The organism is Pseudomonas sp. R1-18, assembly GCF_051132095.1.
Lineage (GTDB): Bacteria > Pseudomonadota > Gammaproteobacteria > Pseudomonadales > Pseudomonadaceae > Aquipseudomonas.
This window is the reverse complement of the sequence record NZ_CP071658.1, coordinates 1,573,790-1,592,936: the sequence shown is the minus strand read 5'-3', so window position 1 is coordinate 1,592,936 and position 19,147 is coordinate 1,573,790. Positions and strand designations below refer to the sequence as shown.

19 protein-coding genes are annotated in these 19,147 nt (G+C 59.9%); all 19 read right to left on the bottom strand.

The features are described 5' to 3' along the window. Nucleotides 1-5 precede the first annotated feature (5 nt). The 19 genes from fliL to J3P77_RS07330 all read right to left on the bottom strand — a co-directional run bounded on the left by fliL (nt 6) and on the right by J3P77_RS07330 (nt 18,803). The gene (gene fliL / locus J3P77_RS07420; RefSeq protein ID WP_434680755.1) at nt 6-506 is read right to left on the bottom strand and encodes a flagellar basal body-associated protein FliL; all 501 of its coding nucleotides are present in this window, start codon (nt 504-506) and stop codon (nt 6-8) included. 252 nt (nt 507-758) lie between these two features. Then, nucleotides 759-2,141, bottom strand: coding sequence for a flagellar hook-length control protein FliK (locus J3P77_RS07415; RefSeq protein WP_434680753.1), 1,383 nt, complete (start codon nt 2,139-2,141; stop codon nt 759-761). A gap of 73 nt (nt 2,142-2,214) precedes the next feature. Then, complete coding sequence (locus tag J3P77_RS07410) at nt 2,215-2,583, bottom strand: Hpt domain-containing protein (RefSeq protein ID WP_434680751.1); 369 nt, start codon at nt 2,581-2,583, stop codon at nt 2,215-2,217. A 33-nt stretch (nt 2,584-2,616) separates the two neighbouring features. After that, the gene (locus tag J3P77_RS07405) at nt 2,617-4,263 is read right to left on the bottom strand and encodes a SpoIIE family protein phosphatase (RefSeq protein ID WP_434681917.1); all 1,647 of its coding nucleotides are present in this window, start codon (nt 4,261-4,263) and stop codon (nt 2,617-2,619) included. A 64-nt stretch (nt 4,264-4,327) separates the two neighbouring features. After that, nucleotides 4,328-4,630: an STAS domain-containing protein gene (locus J3P77_RS07400; protein ID WP_434680749.1), complete on the bottom strand. Its 303-nt coding sequence runs from the start codon at nt 4,628-4,630 to the stop codon at nt 4,328-4,330. A gap of 70 nt (nt 4,631-4,700) precedes the next feature. Further along, nucleotides 4,701-5,150, bottom strand: a complete 450-nt coding sequence (fliJ, locus tag J3P77_RS07395) for a flagellar export protein FliJ (protein ID WP_434680748.1) — start codon at nt 5,148-5,150, stop codon at nt 4,701-4,703. A gap of 6 nt (nt 5,151-5,156) precedes the next feature. Then, complete coding sequence (gene fliI / locus J3P77_RS07390; RefSeq protein ID WP_434680746.1) at nt 5,157-6,515, bottom strand: flagellar protein export ATPase FliI; 1,359 nt, start codon at nt 6,513-6,515, stop codon at nt 5,157-5,159. Then, nucleotides 6,505-7,350 carry a flagellar assembly protein FliH gene (fliH, locus tag J3P77_RS07385; RefSeq protein ID WP_434680744.1) on the bottom strand — a complete coding sequence of 282 codons (846 nt, stop codon included), beginning with the start codon at nt 7,348-7,350 and terminating at the stop codon, nt 6,505-6,507. The genes fliI and fliH overlap by 11 nt, the downstream gene beginning before the upstream one ends. 15 nt (nt 7,351-7,365) lie before the next feature. Next, the gene (fliG, locus tag J3P77_RS07380; RefSeq protein WP_434680743.1) at nt 7,366-8,382 is read right to left on the bottom strand and encodes a flagellar motor switch protein FliG; all 1,017 of its coding nucleotides are present in this window, start codon (nt 8,380-8,382) and stop codon (nt 7,366-7,368) included. Further along, nucleotides 8,375-10,165 (bottom strand): flagellar basal-body MS-ring/collar protein FliF, encoded by a 1,791-nt coding sequence (fliF, locus tag J3P77_RS07375; RefSeq protein WP_434680741.1) that lies wholly within the window; start codon nt 10,163-10,165, stop codon nt 8,375-8,377. Before fliF ends, fliG begins: the two co-directional genes overlap by 8 nt. 15 nt (nt 10,166-10,180) lie before the next feature. Further along, the gene (gene fliE / locus J3P77_RS07370; RefSeq protein ID WP_434680739.1) at nt 10,181-10,510 is read right to left on the bottom strand and encodes a flagellar hook-basal body complex protein FliE; all 330 of its coding nucleotides are present in this window, start codon (nt 10,508-10,510) and stop codon (nt 10,181-10,183) included. A 248-nt stretch (nt 10,511-10,758) separates the two neighbouring features. Further along, nucleotides 10,759-12,177, bottom strand: a complete 1,419-nt coding sequence (locus J3P77_RS07365; RefSeq protein ID WP_434680737.1) for a sigma-54-dependent transcriptional regulator — start codon at nt 12,175-12,177, stop codon at nt 10,759-10,761. Further along, nucleotides 12,177-13,391: a sensor histidine kinase gene (locus J3P77_RS07360; RefSeq protein WP_434680734.1), complete on the bottom strand. Its 1,215-nt coding sequence runs from the start codon at nt 13,389-13,391 to the stop codon at nt 12,177-12,179. The genes J3P77_RS07365 and J3P77_RS07360 overlap by 1 nt, the downstream gene beginning before the upstream one ends. Before the next feature lie 122 nt (nt 13,392-13,513). Then, nucleotides 13,514-14,989, bottom strand: a complete 1,476-nt coding sequence (gene fleQ, locus J3P77_RS07355) for a transcriptional regulator FleQ (RefSeq protein WP_434680732.1) — start codon at nt 14,987-14,989, stop codon at nt 13,514-13,516. 185 nt (nt 14,990-15,174) lie between these two features. Then, entirely contained in the window at nt 15,175-15,471 is a 297-nt protein-coding gene (gene fliT / locus J3P77_RS07350) for a flagellar protein FliT (RefSeq protein WP_434680730.1), read from the bottom strand. 24 nt (nt 15,472-15,495) lie between these two features. Continuing rightward, on the bottom strand, nt 15,496-15,882 hold the full coding sequence (gene fliS, locus J3P77_RS07345; RefSeq protein WP_434680728.1) for a flagellar export chaperone FliS: 387 nt from the start codon (nt 15,880-15,882) through the stop codon (nt 15,496-15,498). A gap of 117 nt (nt 15,883-15,999) precedes the next feature. After that, a complete protein-coding gene (fliD, locus tag J3P77_RS07340; RefSeq protein WP_434680726.1) occupies nt 16,000-17,421 on the bottom strand; it encodes a flagellar filament capping protein FliD in 1,422 nt (473 codons plus the stop codon). Nucleotides 17,422-17,502: 81 nt separating this feature from the next. Then, nucleotides 17,503-17,883 carry a flagellar protein FlaG gene (locus J3P77_RS07335; RefSeq protein ID WP_434680724.1) on the bottom strand — a complete coding sequence of 127 codons (381 nt, stop codon included), beginning with the start codon at nt 17,881-17,883 and terminating at the stop codon, nt 17,503-17,505. A 71-nt stretch (nt 17,884-17,954) separates the two neighbouring features. Further along, nucleotides 17,955-18,803 (bottom strand): flagellin domain-containing protein, encoded by an 849-nt coding sequence (locus J3P77_RS07330; RefSeq protein ID WP_434680722.1) that lies wholly within the window; start codon nt 18,801-18,803, stop codon nt 17,955-17,957. Nucleotides 18,804-19,147: the final 344 nt, after the last annotated feature.

Sequence of the window (19,147 nt, the reverse complement as noted above, 5' to 3'; positions counted from 1 at the left end):
GGGTCCTACTGCAATACGAAGTTAGTGAACAGCAACTGCTCGATCACAGTCTTGCCGAGTTCTTTCTGGGCGACTTCCTGGATGCTGGCGGTAGCTTTCTGGCGCAGCATTTCCTGCCCGACCGGCGACGCCAGGGATTCGAAAGGAATCCCGGCAAACAGCATCACCAGATTATTGCGGATCACCGGCATATGCGCTTTCAACGCTTCCATGTCGGCTGCGTTACGCGACAGCATGGTGATGCTGACCTGCATGTAGCGCTGACGACCATTGGCGTTGAAGTTGACCACGAACGCCGGAGTCAGAGGTTCGAACACTGCCACAGGCTTGACGTTCGCCGCCGCGGCAGCCGCTGCGGGGTCCGGCGCGCTTTCGGGCTTGTGCATGATGAACCAGGTGGCACCCACGGAAAGACCGACCGCCAGCAGCAAGGCCACGACCGCTATGATGATTACCTTGAGTTTTCCTTTGGGTGCGGGGTCTTTCAGTTCGTCGCTCTTCGCCATGCCAATAATCCGTCGCTATTGAGGGGGATCTTCAATACATGACAGGTGTTGAGCAAGTGTTATGCCAGAGTTGAGCGAGGGTGGCGAATGGGAGTGACTAATGGTGAATCGATTCGACCATTGTAGTAGCGGACTTGTCCGCGAAGCGCTTCATGCAGCCACAGCATATGCGTCGGTTTCGCGGACGCCTTCGCGGACAAGTCCGCTCCCACAGACCAGTGGGTTGTCCGCGAAGGGGCCATGCATCGTCTATCAGGCGTAGTAATCGATCTCGCTGGTACCGATCACGCGCGCAGCCGGTTGGCTGACGGGCGCGGCGGCGTCGGCGATGGCGCTGTCGTCGCCGCTGTCACTGCCCGACACGCCCGAACCACGTCCGCCGCGCTGGGCGCGATTGGCCTGTTCCTGAGCCTGCTGCTGTGCCTGCTGCTGCGACTGATCGGCAACGTTGACGTCGACCTGGCCAAGCCCCTGCTGAGTGAACGATTCACGCAGGCGCGACATCTGGCTTTCCAGCGCTTCGCGTACGCCCATGTGCGCACTCATGAATGTCACTTGAGTCTGTTGATCCGGCGCCATATTGACGCGGATGTCCAGACGGCCGAGTTCGGCGGGTTCAAGCTTGATCTCGGCTGACTTCAGATTCTGGCTCGACAAATACATCACGCGTTCGACGATGCCTTCACTCCAGCCGCTCTGGTGCATGGCCAGGGGCTGGCTCAGCACCGGAGCCGATGCAGTCGCGGGGCGTGCCGGTTGGGCCGCCTGACTCAGCGAAGCCAGACGTTCGGCAAAGTTGTCGACCCGGGTATCACCCGCCGCGCTCTTCACATCCTTCAGACCATCGCCAATCAGACCGGAAAAGGATTTGTCGCTGCTCTCGGTGCTGCTTTCATCCGCCGCCTGCTGATCGGTCAGCGCCGCCAGGTTATTGGCGAGGTTCTGACCGGCGTCTGCTTCAGGTTCGGCAGGCACATTATTGGCAGCCTGATTGTTGTGAGGGGTGAAATGCGTCTTGGCGTTGGCGCTTTCCAGCGCCAGCTGCACGGCCGGCAGATCCTTGAGCGGATCTGCATCAGGGTCGAACGACTCCTCGGCAGCCACCGGCGCAGCCGATGTCATCGCCAGCGCGGCAACAGCAGCGGCCGACGTGTCGTCAGCAGGCGCACCGGTCACAACCGGCGTGGTCGGCGCCTGAGTGGCAGCGGCCTGCAGCGCAGGGTCGAGGCCATCCAGCGTGGACGCATCCACCACCGTCGCCACGAGGCTTTCGTCAGCCGCGGGCTGCTGCTCATTGTTCTGCTGGTCGGTCGCGGACCCTGTACCGTCGGCAGGCAAGGCCTTGCCGCTTTCGGCAACATCCGACTGCGAACCGGCAGTCGATTGGTCGTTATCCGCCTTGTCTTTGCCGGCGACCGGCTTGTCCTTTTCGGGCGCAGCCTTGTCGCGCGTCTGCTTGACCGGCGCGTCGTTGTTATTGGCGACCTTGTCGCGGGCCTGCTTGTCCAGCACGTTGGAGAAACTGGAAGCCCCGTCCTTGCCGGTGTCGGCTGACTTCAGCGCAGAGTTGGCCGCACCGGACTTTGACGTCACAGTGGTGTTGGCCTGAAGAAAAATGTTGGTGGCAAGGGGCATTTCGGACTCCGCAAAAAGCAGCTGATTACCCGGTTACCAGCAAGATACGGGCCAACTGTAGCCAGTGGACGCTTTATCGGTAGGACTGCTCGATGAACAGCTGCCTTTCAGCGGCAAACAATCTGCGCACTGTCAGGTATTCTCTGGTGATCTGCTCGACCAGCTCTTCCAGACCATCGCGCTGCTCCCTGCGAGCCTGCTCTTCGAGCCGGCGACACAAGTCGGAAAGTTGCAGGGCGCCCATGTTGCTGCTGCTGCCTTTGAAACTGTGGGCGTTGAGGCTCAAGGCCTGGAGATCGGGCTCGGGGGCGTCGAATACCTGACGCAACTGCGCCACACGCTGTTCCGAATCCTTGATGAAAACGTCCAGCAGCGTCGGATACTCATCTTCCATGACGTCCTGCAAGGCACTCAATACGCTGCTATCCAGATGTTTCGACACTTGTTCGCTCCTTGACCAAGATTTGCCGGACGATTATGACACCCCGTCCCATGAAAACTCCACGCAGGCGACCCTGCCGTCGGCGCTCCAGCGCGCCTGTTCACCCAGTTCGCAGACCAGCCTGACGCCGCGTCCATACAGACTGTCGACGCTCGGCGGGGTCATCAACACTTTCTGTGCGTCAAAGCCCTGGCCGCTGTCCTCTACCCGGATGATGAGCCGACCGCCCTGCTCTGTCGGCTCGACGCTGACGTGAACCCGGACAAAGCCGCTTTGCAGCTCGGCGAGGCCATCCGCACGCTGCTGATAGTAGCTGGCAAATCCGGTGGCATCATGTTTGAGCGATGAATCCAGACCAAGCACACCATGCTCCAGCGCGTTGCTGTACAACTCGGCGAGCACGCTGTGCAGGGCGCCGCTGCGCGCCCGCAGACCGTGGACCTCCAGCAAAAGCTGGACGATATACGGCAGCGGGTTGAAGCGCCGCAGCGTCGAGGCGCGCAGTTCGAAACTGGCCGACCAGTCCAGCGGGCTGGAGGCGCCGCTGTCCGAATAGATCAGTGGCGGCGGCACGGGAATCGCCGCCTCGTCGGCAGTGATTTCCAGCATGCTCACGTCGTCGCGGGCCTTGCCGCCGAAGTCGTTGAGCGCCTGAAGAATTTCCTGGATCAGCAGCTCCGGCTCGCGGTTGAGCGCCAGCACTTCGCGCAGACGCTGTACGCCGAACAAGTCATCGGCGCTGTTGGCGGTATCCAGCACGCCATCGGACAGCAGAAAGATCCGGTCGCCGGGTGCCAGCGGATGCACCTCGGTGCGCGTGTCGAACGTTTCGACGCTGAGCACCCCCAAAGGCAGATGGTGAGAGGCCAGCGGCGTGAACTCACCTGTCCGCCCGCGCAGCAGATAGCCTTCCGGCAAACCGCCACTCCACACCTCGACCTGCTGCTGCCGAGTGTTGACACACAGCAGCGTCGCGCAGCAGAACATGTCGACCGGCAGAATGCGTTTGAGCTTGGCATTCATCTCGCGAAGGATTTCCGGCAGCCCGTAACCTTTGGCCGTCATGCCGTAGAACACTTCCGCCAAGGGCATGGCGCCCACCGCCGCCGGCAAGCCGTGGCCGGTGAAGTCACCTAGCAATACGTGCATCTGGCCAGCTGGCGTGTACGCCGCCAGCATCAGGTCGCCATTGAACAGCGCGTAAGGTGATTGCAGGTAACGGATATTTGACGCATTCAGACAGCCGGAATGCGCGACCTGGTCGAACACCGCCTTGGCGACGCGCTGCTCGTGCAGCAGGTATTCGTGGTGACGGGCGATCTGGTCGCGCTGCTGCAGGACGGTTTCCTGCAACAACCGCAGGCGGTTCATCGCGTTGATCTTGGCCGCCAGCACCACCGGGTTATAGGGCTTGGAGATAAAGTCGTCGCCGCCGGCCTCAAGGCAGTATGCCAGGGCCTCGCCCTCGGTCAGCGAGGTCAGGAAGATGATCGGTACCAGCGACTCGCCGGACATTTTCTTGATCCGCCGCGCGGCCTCAAAACCGTCCATGATCGGCATCATCGCGTCCATCAGCACCAGCTGCGGACGCTCGGTTTCGAACATGGCCACCGCTTCAATACCGGTGGCGGCACTCAGGACCCGATGGCCCTGACGCCCGATGATGCTCGACAGCAGCATACGGTCGCTGGGGCTGTCCTCGGCGATCAGAATGCACAGGCCTTTCGAGACGGTCTGCAAAGGCTCAGCTCAGCTGGAACAGCTTCGAGAAATTGGAAATGGTAAGAATCTTGACCACATCGGGCGTGCAGTTGATAAGCCGCACCCGCGCTGAATCTCCGCCGGCATGGTCACGCAGCAGCAACAGCATGCCCAATGCGGAGCTGTCCAGATATTGCGTGCCGCGCAAATCGACAACGTAGTTCAACGTCCCGGGCTGGTCCTGGTAGGCCGTCCGAAAATCCTGGTGGGCTCCGAAATCGAAGCGCCCTTCGATGAAAATTGTCAGCTGCTGACCATCTGGAGAAAGCTCGGACGTGACTGTCATACGAATTCCTGAAGAGTTTCATCACCGAGACACCCTGAGCGTAGACCAGACTGCGGCGACGTGATTGCGATCAATCCGGCTGGTGACGTGGCAGGCGCTGGGACAGTTCGTCCAGTAGCTTCTGTTCACGCTTGTCTTCCAGACGACGGGCTTCATCGATGTAACGCTGAACCAGTTTGCGCAGCCCTTCGACACGGGCATAACACTGTTGCCAGGCAGTGCGGGCCTTTTCCAGGTTGGACTGGTGCCATTCCAGGCTCTTGTTCTGCTGAGCGACGGCGGTGTCGAGCTGGCTGAGGAAGCGTTGATAGCCCATCATCCATTGCCCCGAAACGCCGCCGCTGCCCTTGGCCAGCCACTGCTGCTGGTAATCGTGCCGGAACTGGTCCAGCTCCTGAAGTTTGTTCAGCGCCAGATTGACCTGGCCCTGAAAATAACCAAGACGCTGCGCCGCGCTGCGCTCGGCGGCTTCGGCCATCTCGACCACCGGCGCCAGACGCGCCGCTCGACTCTGAGCCATGGGTTATCAGCCGCCCGGCGCCGGACCGAAAACGGCCGCCAGCGCCTCGCCGCTGGACTGCATGCTCTCGTTGTCACGCAGCCCCTGGCGTTGATAACGCACCAGCGCCGGTTGCAGCGCGATGGCCATGTCGGTTTCGCGATCGCCGCCGGCGACGTAGGCGCCCACGCTGATCAGATCGCGAGTCTGCTGATAACGCGACCACAACTGTTTGAAGTGCTGGGCACGGGCCATATGATCAGGACTGACCACCGCGGGCATGACTCGACTGATCGAAGCTTCGATGTCGATGGCCGGGTAATGCCCCTCTTCGGCCAGGCGGCGCGACAGCACGATGTGTCCGTCGAGCACACCCCGCGCCGAGTCAGCAATCGGGTCCTGCTGGTCGTCGCCCTCGGACAATACGGTGTAGAACGCGGTGATCGATCCTCCGCCTGCTTCGGCGTTGCCTGCGCGTTCGACCAGCTTGGGCAGCCGGGCGAATACCGAAGGCGGATAACCCTTGGTTGCCGGTGGCTCGCCAATGGCCAGAGCGATTTCCCGCTGGGCCTGGGCGAAACGCGTGAGCGAGTCCATCAGCAACAGGACGTTCTTGCCCTGATCGCGAAAGTATTCGGCGATGCGTGTGCAGTACATGGCGGCGCGCAGACGCATCAGTGGCGCATCGTCCGCTGGAGACGCAACGACGACCGCGCGCTTCAAGCCTTCCTCACCGAGAATGTGCTCGATGAATTCCTTCACCTCGCGGCCCCGTTCGCCGATCAGGCCGACCACGATGATGTCCGCCTCGGTGAAGCGGGTCATCATGCCCAACAGCACACTCTTGCCGACGCCAGTACCGGCGAACAGCCCGAGACGCTGACCGCGACCGACCGTCAACAAACCGTTGATGCAGCGGATTCCGACGTCCAGCGGCTGGCTGATCGGATCACGCTTGAGTGGATTGATCGCCGGGCCGTCCATCGGCACCCAGTCTTCGGCCTTGATCGGCGGGCGACCATCCAGAGGCCGACCAGCGCCGTCCAGCACCCGGCCCAGCATGCTCATGCCCATCGGCAGGCGTCCGGTATCGGCCAGCGGCACGACCCGCGCGCCCGGCGCGATACCGGCCACGCTGCCTACCGGCATCAGAAACACCCGGCCACCGGCAAAGCCCATGACTTCAGCTTCGACTTCCACCGGATGATGGCTGTCGTCGTTGATCACCACGCAACGGCTGCCCATTGCGGCACGCAAGCCTTCCGCCTCCAGCGTCAGGCCGACCATACGCAGCAGACGGCCTTCGACCACCGGCTGGGCCGGCAGGCTGATGGACTCGGAGTAGGCGCTCAGGCGCTTGCCCAGGCTGGTGCGATCAAGGCGCATCGGGATCGTCCGCAGCAGAGAGTTCAACGTCGGGCACGATGACGGCGGCTTGCGGTGCCGCAGGCGCGGGCGCGTCGGTTTTGATCTCGATATTCAGATCAGGCGCGGCCGGATGCGCGACCTGGTCATGCAACTGGTCGTACATTTTCGCGATCGCCAGCGACAGACGCGTCTCGATGCTGGCATCGATGCGGCTGTGTTCGTTTTCAATTCGGCAACCGCCGGGCAGCAGGTCGTCGTCTTCGACAATCTTCCAGGCTTCCTCGTAACGTTCGCGCATGGCTTTGACCAGAGCGAAGTCCTGAGGGTTGATGAAAATGCGCAGATTATTGGCACCCATCGGCAACAGCTTGAGCGCGTCGCGCAGGACATTGCCAATCTGCCTGGAGTCAGTCTGCAGTTCACGCTGGATCACCTGGCGGGCGATATGCTCGACCAGATGAACCACCATTTTCTCGATCTGGGTGTCCTGCTTCGCAATCGGTTCCAGCAGGTTCTGCATCAGCTGTTCGAGCCCTGCGACCTTGGCCGCCAGGACCACTTCGGCCTCCTGACGAACCTTGAGCTGAGTGCTGTGAAAACCTTCTTTCTCTCCGGTCGCGAACCCCTCGTTCCAGGCTTCCTGGCGAATGCTTTCCAGCTCTTCCAGGGTCAGAGGCTGCACCTCTTCCAATGGAACTTCTTCCATCTCGACAGGCTCGGCCTCCGGCTCAGGTTCGGGCTCCGGCTCAGGCTCGCGCTGCGGATCGAAACTGGGCAGCGACCAGATGTCAAAACCACTGACATCTTCGGCGCGGATCAGGTCGCTGGGTGGTTCTTTGCTGGTGCTGGACATCAGTCAGGGCAATCCTTAGATCATTTCCTCGCCACCTTTGCCACCGAGCACGATCTCGCCGGCCTCGGCCATACGACGCGCAATGGTGAGGATTTCTTTCTGTGCGGTTTCCACATCGCTGACACGCACCGGACCCTTGGCTTCCAGGTCGTCGCGCAGCAGTTCGGCGGCACGCTTGGACATGTTCTTGAAGATTTTTTCCTTGATCGCCTCGTCCGAACCCTTGAGCGCGAGTACCAGCACGTCCGAAGACACTTCGCGCAACAGCGCCTGGATACCGCGGTCGTCCACATCGGACAGGTTGTTGAAGACGAACATGAGATCTTCGATCTGCGTCGACAGATCTTCGTCGACCTCGCGGATCGAGTCCATGAGCGCGCCTTCGATGGAGCTGTCGAGGAAGTTCATGATATCCGCCGCACGTTTGATACCACCCAGCGTGGTCCGCGACGTGTTGGCGTTGCCGGAGAACTGTTTCTCCAGAATCTGGTTCAGTTCCTTGAGCGCTGCCGGCTGAACGGTATTGAGCGACGAGACGCGCAGGATGATGTCCAGACGCACCTTGTGGTCAAAATGGCCCAGCACTTCACCGGCCTGGTCGGCATCGAGATACGCCACGACAATGGCCTGGATCTGCGGGTGCTCGAAACGGATCACATCCGCCACGGCGCGCGGCTCCATCCACTTGAGGCTGTCCAGGCCGCTGGTGTTGCCGCCCAGCAGAATGCGGTCGATCAGGCCGTTGGCCTTGTCCTCGCCCAGCGCCTGGGTCAGCATCTTGCGGATGTAACCATCGGAACCGACGCCAAGGCTGGTCTGGTCGCCGACGATCTCGACGAACTCGCTCATGACCTCTTCAACCTGCTCACGATGCACATTGCGCATCTGAGCCATGGCCACGCCCACTTTCTGGACTTCCTTGGGGCCCATGTGCCGAAGCACCTGGGCCGCATCGGTCTCACCCAGCGACAGCAACAGCACGGCTGCCTTTTCGACCTTGGTCAGTTTGGCTACGACGGCTCGATCATTCATCAGTGTTAATCCACTCTTTTACAACCTGAGCCACACGACCCGGGTCTTCAGCCACCAGACTCTTGATTGCGTTCAACTGTGCGTCATAACCCTCGGTCGGGCTAGGCAGCAGGATACTTTGCGGGCCGCCCAGGCTGACGCGGTCGTTGGACAGTTCGCCGTCCATACCGCCCATGCCACCCATACCGCCCAGATCGCCATCGCCGAAACCGGCCAGTTCCTTGCTCTTGCCGCTGGTGATGTTGTTCAACACCGGACGCAGGACACCAAAGACCAGAATCAGGATGAAGATCACGCCCACGGCCTGTTTGACAATGTCCCAGAACCAGGGTTGCGAATAGAACGGAATTTCCGGCAGCGATTCGGCGCGCTCGCTGGAGAACGGCACGTTGATCACGCTTACGCTGTCACCACGGCTGGCGTCATAACCGACGGCATCCTGAACCAGGCGGGTGAAGCGGGCCAGATCAGCGGCGCTCCACGGCGCACGGCTTGTTTCACCGCTGGCAGGATCGACCTTGACCATGTCGTCGACCACCACCGCTACCGACAGGCGTGTCAGACGGCCCTGCTGCTGCTTGGTGTGGCTGATGGAACGGTCCAGCTCGAAGTTCTTGGTCGACTGCACGCGCTTGTCGGCCGGGTACGGAGCCAGCGCAGGCTGGCCGGTCGCCGGGTCCATGATCTGTTGACCGTTGGCATCGAGCAGCGGCTGGCCTGGCGCGATGGCGGCTGCAGCAGCGCCCGCGGCACCACCGGTGGTTTGCGGCGCGGTCGCAGGACCGGGCGGCTGATTGCTCAACGCACCCGGAACGCCTTGCGGGCCCAGGCTGCTGGAACGCTGTTCGTTGACCGACTGCTCACTGCGCAAGGCAGGCTGGTCGGGGTTGAAGCTTTCCGCGGTCGACTCGACGGCGCTGAAATCCACGACCGCAGACACTTCGGCCTTGTAGCGGTCATTGCCCAGGATCGGCTGCAGAATATTCTGCACACGCTGGGTCAGCATGCCTTCCATGCGACGGCTGTAATCGAATTGCTTGCCAGCCATGGTCAGTTCGGAGTTTTCCGCCTGATCCGACAGCAGGTTGCCTTTCTGGTCGACGACAGTGATCTGCGACTTGCTCAGCTCGGGAACGCTGGTCGCTACCAGATTGGTAATTGCCACAACCTGGCTCGGCTCAAGCGAACGGCCTGCATACAGCTCGACCAGAACCGAGGCGCTTGGTTTGCGATCGTCACGGACGAACACCGAACTCTTCGGGATCGCCAGGTGCACACGTGCCGCCTTGACGTTGTTCAAGGAGGAAATGGTACGCGCCAGCTCACCTTCGAGGCCACGGCGATAACGCGTGGCTTCCATGAACTGGCTGGTACCCAGGCCCTGGTCCTTGTCCAGAATCTCGAAACCGATATTGGCGTCGTTCTGCACCACACCGGCCTGGGCCAGCTGAATGCGCGCGCGCTGCACGTCATCGGCCTTCACCAGCAGCGCGCCGGAGTTCGGCTCCACGGTGTAGTTGATGTTCGCGGCAGTCAGGGTGTCCATGATCTGCTTGCTGTCCATACCGGCCAGGCTGCCATACAGCGGACGGTAATCAGGCTGTTGCGACCACAGCACCACGGCAAAGCCGATGGCCACGCTCGCCGCCAGACCCACCAACAGGCCGATCTGACGCAGCATGGTCATTTCGGAAAGATTTTCCAGAAATGCCAAACCAAACAATGGTTTTTTCTCGGGAGTGCCCGTGCGTGCGGGAACCGGATCGGCTGTAGCTTCGGCCATGACTCAGTACGTCCTTTAAACCGGCATCTGCATGATGTCTTGATAAGCCTGGACCAGTTTGTTACGTACCTGGGTCAAGGCTTGAAACGAGACGCTGGCTTTCTGCGACGAAATCATGACGTCTGTCAGATCCACACCGCTCTTGCCCATCTCGAACGCACTGGCCAACTGGCTCGACGCCTGCTGGGTATCGGCCACCTTGTTGACGGCCTGGCCCAACAGATCGGCAAAGCTGCTGGCACCAACTTCCTGAGCACCGGAAACGGGCTTGGGCGCGGCCATGGCTTCCATCTGCATGGCCCGCATATCCAACATCAAGCGATTAAATTCAACACCTTGGCTCATGGACATTTTCTCTCGTAAGGCCCGCAAATTTTTGACACTGGTTCAGCGGATACAGAAGACATAGCAACAAGGGTGCCAGCTATGCGGCAAGCTTTTGCCGCTCATGACTTCATTTTGCATCCCTGCCGGAAAACAGCGCTCTGGGGCCAGCAATCAGGGGTGCGGCAATGCGCAGACCTGCGGCGCTTTGCCTCACTTCTCATACAACCGAACAGCCGAGACCTGATCACCCGTCGGTCAACGGGCAATCAGGTCGCGAATAAATAGCCCTCGACGTCCATCCCGGCGTCGCGCATCTGGGCAAGCTTGTAGCGCAAGGTCCGCGGGCTGATACCCAGCCGTTCCGCGGCCTCCTTGCGACGCCCGCGCTCGGAGCGCAGGGTGTCGATGATCATTTGAAACTCGCGACGACGCAGGTCGTCACCCAGCGCGCCAGCAGACTCGACTGCCATGCCCGGCATCTCGGGCTCGGCGCTGACCGGCGCAGGCGCGGGCGCGGCAACAGAAGTCGCCGGCGGCGCGACCGGCGCTGCCGATATCGGGCCCGCCAGACAGAAGTCCTCGGCCTGGATCACGCCGCCCTGCTGCAGGATCAATGCACGCTGCACGGCGTTGTCCAGTTCACGTACATTGCCCGGCCAGGAGTAACCGACCAGACAAGCCTGCGCCTGGGCCGACAGCCGAACAGGCGCGTGCTTCATTTTATTGACGTGCTTGGCCAGCAAACGCTCCGCCAGCGGCAGAATATCGGCAGTCCTTTGACGCAACGCTTGCCAGGCCAGCGGAAAAACCGAAAGCCGGTAATACAGATCCTCACGGAAACGACCCGCCGCCACTTCGCCGGCCAGATCACGGTTGGTAGTTGCCAACACTCGAATATCCAGACTGATCGGTTTGCGCGCCCCTACCCGCTCCACTTCGCGCTCCTGAAGCACGCGCAGCAATTTGGCTTGCAGGCCCATGGGCATTTCCGAAATTTCGTCGAGCAGGATCGTTCCGCCATCGGCCTGCTCGAACTTGCCGGGCTGGGCGGCGATGGCGCCGGTGAACGAACCTTTCTCGTGACCAAACAGCGTGGCTTCCAGCATGTTGTCCGGGATTGCCGCGCAATTGATGGCTATGAACGGCTTATCGGCACGCGGCGACTTTTGATGAATGTAACGCGCCAAAACTTCCTTGCCGGTGCCTGACTCGCCAGATATGAGCACCGTTGAATCACTTTGTGCAACGCGGCTGGCCAGGTTCAGCAACTGGATGCTGGCGGGTTCGACGGCAATCGGCCCGTCGCTCTCGGCAGGTCCGAGCTTGCCCAGCGCGTGGCGAGCGACCAGCGTCAACAGAGCAGCCGGCTCGAACGGCTTGACCAGATAATCGGCGGCGCCCTGACGCATGGCGTCCACCGCCCGCTCGACAGCGCCGTGCGCCGTCATCAGCAGCACCGGCAGTTGCGGGAAACGGCTGCGCAGCACTGCCAGCAGCTGATGACCATCCATGCCGGGCATGTTGACGTCACTGATCACCAGGCTGAAAGGTTCACGCTCTGCCACAACCAGCGCCTCTTCGGCGGAACCGACCGGATGGTAGGCGTAGCCGGCCAGCTCCAGCGTTTCGCCCAGCGCTTCGCGCAAGGACCGGTCGTCTTCGACCAACAGCACCTTGATCGACATCACTTGTCACTCACTGAAGTGGAAGCAGGAATCAGCGGCAGGCAGACCGTTGCGCAAGTGCCGCGCCCGATTCGGGAGCGATACTGCACCCGACCTTGATGAGCACGGGTAACCGCTGTAACGACCGCCAGGCCCAGGCCGGTGCCGGTGGTCTTGGTGGTGAAGAAAGGCTCGCCGATACGCGCCAAAGCCGCCGCGTCCATGCCGCTGCCATTGTCGCTGACGCACAGACGCAGGGTATTGCCGCGGGCATAGGCGTGGATTTTCAGGCGCGTGCGACCGGCGCTGGCCTGCACGGCGTTTTCAACCAGGTTGAGCAACGCGCCAACCAGCGTGTCACGGTTGCACAGCAACTGGCCGTCGATGCTGTCGCACTGCCAACGCACAGTCACGTCCTGAAGATGAGTTTGCGCGGACTGCTGGAATGCCTGGAACAGCTCGCCGGCGCTGATCCGGTCGGTCAGCGGCAGTTCGCCACGGGCGAATACCAGCATGTCGCGAACCTGATGCTCCAGCTCATGCAGACGCTCTTTGAGCCGCGCGGCGAAACGCTGCTGGGTTTCCACCGGCAGCGCCTGCTCGGTCAAATGGCTGGCGTAGATCATGGCCGCCGACAGAGGAGTACGGATCTGGTGGGCCAGAGACGCAACCATCCGCCCCAGCGACGACAGGCGCTCGTGGCGCGCCAGTTGCTCCTGAAGGCGACGTGTTTCCGTCAGGTCATTAAGCAGCACCAGTTGGCCGGGCTCGGCGTCCAGGGAACGGGTCGCAATGGAAAGACGACGACCATCCTTGAGCGAGACTTCATGCCCGTCGTCTTCGCGCGGAGCGAAGCAGCGACTGATGACGTGACGCCAGAGCATGCCCAACAGCGGCTGCCCGAGCAGGTCGATAGCGGCCGGGTTCGCCTCGCGCACCACGCCCATGCCGTCGATGACGATAACGCCGCCGGGCAGCAGATCCAGAAGGTTTTGCAGACGATTGGCCAGGCGCTCTTTTTCCGCCAGTTCCTGCATGCGCTCAACACCGGCCTGCGCCAGTTCGCCCTTGAGTTCGACGACGCGCGCTTCCAGCAGTCCGTAGGAGTCGGTCAACTGCGTCGACATCTGATTGAACAGCGAGAACGCCTGCTCAAGCCCATGGCGGCTTTGCAATTCAGGGGACGACTGCGCTGGGCTGAACATGTCTGAGGACTTCTGGGCGGCATTGAACATTGATCATCTCTCGCTAGGCGAACCGTCATTAAACGGTATGTTGAGAGAGACTTTGCAATCCTCGTGCCGAAAAAAAACCTCTGAAAATTCAGAGGTTTAGTTTTTAGCCGTCAGACAAAGCGTCAATCATCTGCCTGATCATCACCGTCGCGACGGCTCATACCGTACTTGCGCATCTTCTCCACCAGCGTGGTGCGACGAATCCGCAAGCGCTCGGCTGCACGAGCCACGATGCCGTTGGCGTCGTCCAGTGCCTGCTGAATCAGGCCTTGCTCAAGACCACCGAGGTAGTCTTTAAGGTCCAGGCCTTCGGGCGGCAACACTGCGCCGGTCGCGAAGTTCGGTGTATTGCCATTGATGGCGACCCGCTCTTCCAGATCGCTGCGCAGGCTGTCGACCATCTGCTCGTCTTCGTCGTCCACGTAACGGAATTTCTTCGGCAGCTCGGCTACGCCGATCACACCGTAGGGGTGCATGATCGCCATGCGCTCCACCAGGTTGGCCAGCTCCCGCACGTTGCCCGGCCAGCCGTGCCGGCACAGCGACATGATCGCTGCCGAGTTGAAACGGATCGAGCCACGCTTTTCATGCTCCATGCGTGAAATCAGCTCGTTCATCAACAGCGGGATGTCTTCCACGCGCTCGCGCAGTGGTGCCATTTCAATCGGGAATACGTTCAAGCGGTAATAAAGGTCTTCGCGGAAGCTGCCGACCTCGATCATGGTTTCCAGATTCTTGTGCGTGGCCGCGATGATGCGCACGTCGATGCTCTGGGTCTTGTTACTGCCCACGCGCTCGAAACTGCGCTCTTGAAGGACCCGCAACAGTTTGACCTGCATCGGCAACGGCATGTCGCCGATTTCGTCCAGGAACAGCGTACCGCCATTGGCCAGTTCGAAACGGCCGGCGCGACTGGTGATCGCGCCGGTAAAGGCGCCCTTCTCGTGACCAAACAGCTCGCTTTCCAGCAGCTCGGCCGGAATCGCACCGCAGTTGACCGGCACGAACGGCGCGTCGCGTCGCTTGGAGTGGTAATGAAGATTGCGTGCCACGACTTCCTTGCCGGTACCGGATTCGCCCAGGATCAAGACACTGGCATCGGTATCGGCGACCTGCTGCATCATCTGGCGCACGTGCTGAATGGCACGACTGGTGCCAACCAGACTGCGGAACAGATTCGGTTCGCGGTGCCGCCCACGCTCACGCGCCTGGTCGTACATCTCGCGATAGACCTGGGCACGGTGCAGGGAATCGAGCAGCTTGCTATAGCTGGGCGGCATTTCCAGCGAGGACAGAACCCGACGGCGCATGTCTTCAGGCAGCTCGATGGAAGAATTTTCACCCATCAGCAAAACAGGAAGGAACTCATCCCATGCAGCCACTGTCTTAAGGAGCCCTTGCAGACTACCCGGCGCATTGACGGTGCCAACCAGCACGCACAATACGTCGCGAGTGGACGCCAGAGAACCGACGACCTGCTGCCAGTCCTGGCTTGAGCAGGACAGATTCTCTTCGCCTAGAAAATTCAGGATAACCGCCAGATCCCGGCGGCGCTGGCTATCGTCATCGATTAGCAGAATCTTGATTTCACGCCACATGCAATAGCAACTTCCCTAGTCAACTCAATGCCCGTAAGTGGGGGCAGCTTGGCATCGATCCCATCAAGGTTCAGACGCCAGAAAATAGTAAACATCACTAGTTAAGTCAAAAAAACGCATATCGTCAAATTAATGACGAACATTTTGTCGGACAATTAGAAGATAATTAAAACGACAAATAAAAGCTAGCCAAATAGATGATAAACCTTGGAAGCGCTTTTTGCGTTCTGCAACTGAGTCATCTCGTCGACGATAGCCTGGCGTTCGCCGGTCGCTACGTCAATCAGTTGTCGATAAACCCCTAGCAGCTGTTCAAGATTGCTGCGCAGGCCGGGCTCGTCGTCCGGCGCTTCGCTGACTACAGCGTCCACGCATTCACGACAAGCCAGGTCAAGTTTGCCGATGGTTTCCCAGTCACGCTCGGCCAGTGCTCCAACCAGGGCTTGACGGGTTTCTTCGATACGCTTGAGCGCAGCACTCATGATTTGACCTCCTCAGTACAGCAACTATTGCACGGCGCCGATCGCGTCCCAGCCTTCCTTGACCGTAATCAAGAGACCGGCAACTTCGTCGAGCATTTTCGGATCGTTCTTGATATTGGCTTCGGCCAGGCGCTTCATCATGTAGTGATAAAGGTTGTCCTGATTGCGCAGCGCATCGGTGGCGTTATCGAGGTCCAGACCTTCGCGCAGGCCGCCGACGATGGCAATGGCCTTGCTGATGAAGATGCCTTTGTTGGCGACATCACCGCGCGCCAGAGCGCCTTTGGCCTGAGCGATGCGGTCGAGACCGCCTTCCATCAGCATCTGGACCAGACGGTGTGGGCTGGCTTCGGAGGTCTGAGCCTGTGAGCCAATCTTCTGATACTGCCGCAACGCTAACATCGGATTCATAGGGGACCTCGTCGTCACTCCAGGATTCGTATACCCACGCTATCGACGTGGAGTCAAAATACTTTAGTCCAAAAGCAAAAACCCGACGTAAAGTCGGGTTCTTGGCACTTGCTTCAATTACGAAGCATTTTTCTGAGCGTTCATGGCTTCGAAGATCGACGTCACACTGGAAGCGGTCGCCTTGAGCTGGGCAACCACCAGGTCCATGGCGTTGTACTTCTTGGTCAGAGTCGTGGTCAGCGTTTCGATACGACGATCCAGCGCCTGCTGATCCGCCGCCAGGCGGGTACTGGTCTTGTTCAGGCTGGTGGTGCGCTGCGCGAGAACTCCATCGCTCTTGGTGTAGGGTTCGATGGCTTTACCGACCCGCGCCAGCAGCCCGGTTTCACCGGTAAACAATGTCTGAATCTGGCTGCCCAGTTTCTTGTCATTGAGTGCAGTGGTGAACGTGGAGCTATTGAATTCCAGCTTGCCGTCACTCTGGATGGTTTTGATACCCAGCTGCGCCAGGCTGCCCAGACCGCTGCTGGAGGTCGCGGTGGCGATCTCGTTGCGAATGGCCGACAGGATTGCGCGCGGCATCGAGTCGCCGGTCAACGCGGCGTTCTTGTAGGTGCCGTCCGCCTGCAAGCTTGCCGAGGTCAGGGATTTGGTCAGGCTCACCAGCGTGTTGAACGCGTCGACGAACGATTGCAAAGACGTTTTCAAGCCTTCGCTGTTGGTCGCGACGGTGACCGTGGTCGGCGTACCTTCCTTCGCCCCGATCAGATCCAGCGTCAGGCCGGAAATCGCGCCATCGATCTTGTTGGTCTTGCTGGTAACAGTCAGACCGTCGATCTTGACGACCGCGTCAGCCGCCAGCCCGGAGATGGCGCCAGAGGATGTCGGATCACTTGAATTCAGCGCTGCCGTGCCGTCGACATCCAGCATCGAGCCGACGGCGCCGCTACCCTTGACCGAAATATCACTGCCCGCGCCGGTGGTGGTGGAACTGAACACCAGCCGCGAACCGCTCTGGTCAGTGATGATGTTGGCAGTGACGCCTTTACCTTGAAGATCGCTGTTGATCTTGTCGCGAACTTGCTGAAGGGTGGAGCCGTCGCTGATCGCGACTTTGTAATTAGTGCCATTTTGACTGATGGTCAAGTCACCACTCGGAATAGCACTTGCGTTTGCGGGGCTGATTGCAGCCGTGGCGACCTTGGAGGCGGTTGCCAGCTTGTCGACCACAATGGAATAGGTGCCATTCACCGCCGAGTTGGTGGCAGTGGCCTTGACCAGAGTGTCATTGGAAGAAGTGGCCGCGAAACCCAGGAACGCGGGCGTCGTGGTGCTGTTGAGCGTGTCAAGCGTGGACTTGAAAGTCGCCAGCGCGCTCTTGAGCTGACTGACAGCCGACAGCGAAGCCGTGTTGGCAGAAGTCGATTTGGTGATCTGGTTTTGCTTGGGGGTCTTTTCAGCAGAGACGAGCGCGTCGACAATCGCGCCGATTTGTAGGCCCGAACCCAGACCGGTCGATGGTGTAATAGGACTAGCCATGATGCATCTCCCTTCAAGAATGCTGTCGGTCTTTTGACCCTTTCAAGGGATCGCTGAACCTACAACAAGATGTGTGCCAGTTCAGGCCTTGGCGCGGAACAACACACTGTTCGCATCGCTGAGGCTTTCAGCCAGTTTCAGGATTTCCGCGTTTGGAATCTGTCTGACCACTTCACCGGAATCACTTTCAATGACCTTGACGATGACTCTACCCGACCCTTCCTCGATCGAGAACTCCAGATTGCGCTGGACCGAATGGAAGAACTTCTGGATGTCTTCAGCGGCAGCTTTCACCTTCGCTTCTTCCTGAGCCGCTTCGTCCTTGAGCTTCGAGCCTTTACTTTCGGCCGACGCAGCCACGGGCTGTTCGGAGGGTTTATCAACAGGCTTTTCCGCCGCCGGAGCAGCGCTGGCCGGTGGAACGGCCGGATAAGAAACGTTCAGCTTTACACTCATATCCATGACCATCACCTCTGAAAGTAAAAAAGCGAGAGAGCACCGTTAAGCACTCCCCCGCCAAACTCATTCCGATATTACTGAAGCAGCTTCAGTACAGCGGATGGCAGCTGGTTAGCCTGAGCCAGAACAGAGGTGGAAGCCTGTTGCAGGGTCTGCTGCTTGGTCAGCTGTGCAGTTTCAGCAGCGAAGTCGGTATCTTGTACGCGACCCAGTGCAGCACTGGCGTTTTCGTTGATGTTCTGCAGGTTGGAGATGGTGCTGGTCAGACGGTTTTGTGCAGCACCGAGGTCAGCACGAGTCGAGTTGATGGTCGACAGAGCCGAGTCGATCGCGTCCATTGCAGCAGAGAAAGCAGTCTCGGCAGCAGCGCTGTCGGAACCACCGATGGTGATTGCCGAACCAACGCCCAGGGTGTCAGCGTCGAAGCTGGCGCTCAGGGTCAGAGTGATCTGGTTGGACTCGCCAGTGTTGGAACCGACCTGGAAAGTCATGGTGCTGGCAGTACCGTCGATCAGGTTCTTGCCGTTCAGGTTGGTGCTGTTGGCGATACGGGTCAGCTCTTCACTCATCTGAGTGAATTCTTTGTTCAGAGCGGTACGATCGCTTTCGCTGTTGCTATCGTTACGGGACTGAACAGCCAGTTCACGCATACGCTGCAGAATGTTGGTCGACTCTTGCAGAGCGCCTTCAGCGGTCTGAGCGATCGAGATACCGTCGTTGGCGTTCTTGATAGCCATGGTCTGACCACGGATCTGCGAAGTGATGCGGGTAGCGATCTGCAGGCCAGCGGCGTCGTCTTTGGCGCTGTTGATTTTCAGGCCGGAAGACAGGCGGGTCATCGAAGTCGACAGAGCGTCAGACGCCTTGCTCAGGTTCTTCTGAACGTTCAAGGATGCAACGTTGGTGTTTACTGTTAAAGCCATGATGAATTCCTCGTTGGTTTGGGTACTACGTGGCTTCCCGGCCCCTGCAATCGCCGGGTGTGCCTAGAGAACCTTCGTAATAGTTATCGTCGCGGTGGCAGGTTGCTTGAGCGTTTTTTTTAAATAATTTGCTAGCAGACTGCCACCCCTTGTAAATCAAGGGCTTGGCGCGAAAACGACCGAGGAATGGCGTCAATAAAACGTGTGCTTTATAGAGGGAAAAACCGGAAAGATCAGAGCAGGAACGGGAATCGGGGCAGGAGCGAGCTTGCCTGCGACAGTGCGGCTCGCGGCCCTACAGGCTGTGACTGTTCCGGCCTTCGCGCTCTTACAGGCATCGAGGC

Coding starts and splice junctions, on each gene's coding strand:
- fliL (WP_434680755.1), bottom strand. CDS start 506: ATGGCGAAGAGCGACGAACTGAAAGACCCCGCACCCAAAGGAAAACTC.
- J3P77_RS07415 (WP_434680753.1), bottom strand. CDS start 2,141: ATGCCCCTTGCCACCAACATTTTTCTTCAGGCCAACACCACTGTGACG.
- J3P77_RS07405 (WP_434681917.1), bottom strand. CDS start 4,263: ATGCTGCTGTCGAGCATCATCGGGCGTCAGGGCCATCGGGTCCTGAGT.
- J3P77_RS07400 (WP_434680749.1), bottom strand. CDS start 4,630: ATGACAGTCACGTCCGAGCTTTCTCCAGATGGTCAGCAGCTGACAATT.
- fliJ (WP_434680748.1), bottom strand. CDS start 5,150: ATGGCTCAGAGTCGAGCGGCGCGTCTGGCGCCGGTGGTCGAGATGGCC.
- fliI (WP_434680746.1), bottom strand. CDS start 6,515: ATGCGCCTTGATCGCACCAGCCTGGGCAAGCGCCTGAGCGCCTACTCC.
- fliH (WP_434680744.1), bottom strand. CDS start 7,350: ATGTCCAGCACCAGCAAAGAACCACCCAGCGACCTGATCCGCGCCGAA.
- fliG (WP_434680743.1), bottom strand. CDS start 8,382: ATGAATGATCGAGCCGTCGTAGCCAAACTGACCAAGGTCGAAAAGGCA.
- fliF (WP_434680741.1), bottom strand. CDS start 10,165: ATGGCCGAAGCTACAGCCGATCCGGTTCCCGCACGCACGGGCACTCCC.
- fliE (WP_434680739.1), bottom strand. CDS start 10,510: ATGAGCCAAGGTGTTGAATTTAATCGCTTGATGTTGGATATGCGGGCC.
- J3P77_RS07365 (WP_434680737.1), bottom strand. CDS start 12,177: ATGTCGATCAAGGTGCTGTTGGTCGAAGACGACCGGTCCTTGCGCGAA.
- J3P77_RS07360 (WP_434680734.1), bottom strand. CDS start 13,391: ATGTTCAATGCCGCCCAGAAGTCCTCAGACATGTTCAGCCCAGCGCAG.
- fleQ (WP_434680732.1), bottom strand. CDS start 14,989: ATGTGGCGTGAAATCAAGATTCTGCTAATCGATGACGATAGCCAGCGC.
- fliT (WP_434680730.1), bottom strand. CDS start 15,471: ATGAGTGCTGCGCTCAAGCGTATCGAAGAAACCCGTCAAGCCCTGGTT.
- fliS (WP_434680728.1), bottom strand. CDS start 15,882: ATGAATCCGATGTTAGCGTTGCGGCAGTATCAGAAGATTGGCTCACAG.
- fliD (WP_434680726.1), bottom strand. CDS start 17,421: ATGGCTAGTCCTATTACACCATCGACCGGTCTGGGTTCGGGCCTACAA.
- J3P77_RS07335 (WP_434680724.1), bottom strand. CDS start 17,883: ATGGATATGAGTGTAAAGCTGAACGTTTCTTATCCGGCCGTTCCACCG.
- J3P77_RS07330 (WP_434680722.1), bottom strand. CDS start 18,803: ATGGCTTTAACAGTAAACACCAACGTTGCATCCTTGAACGTTCAGAAG.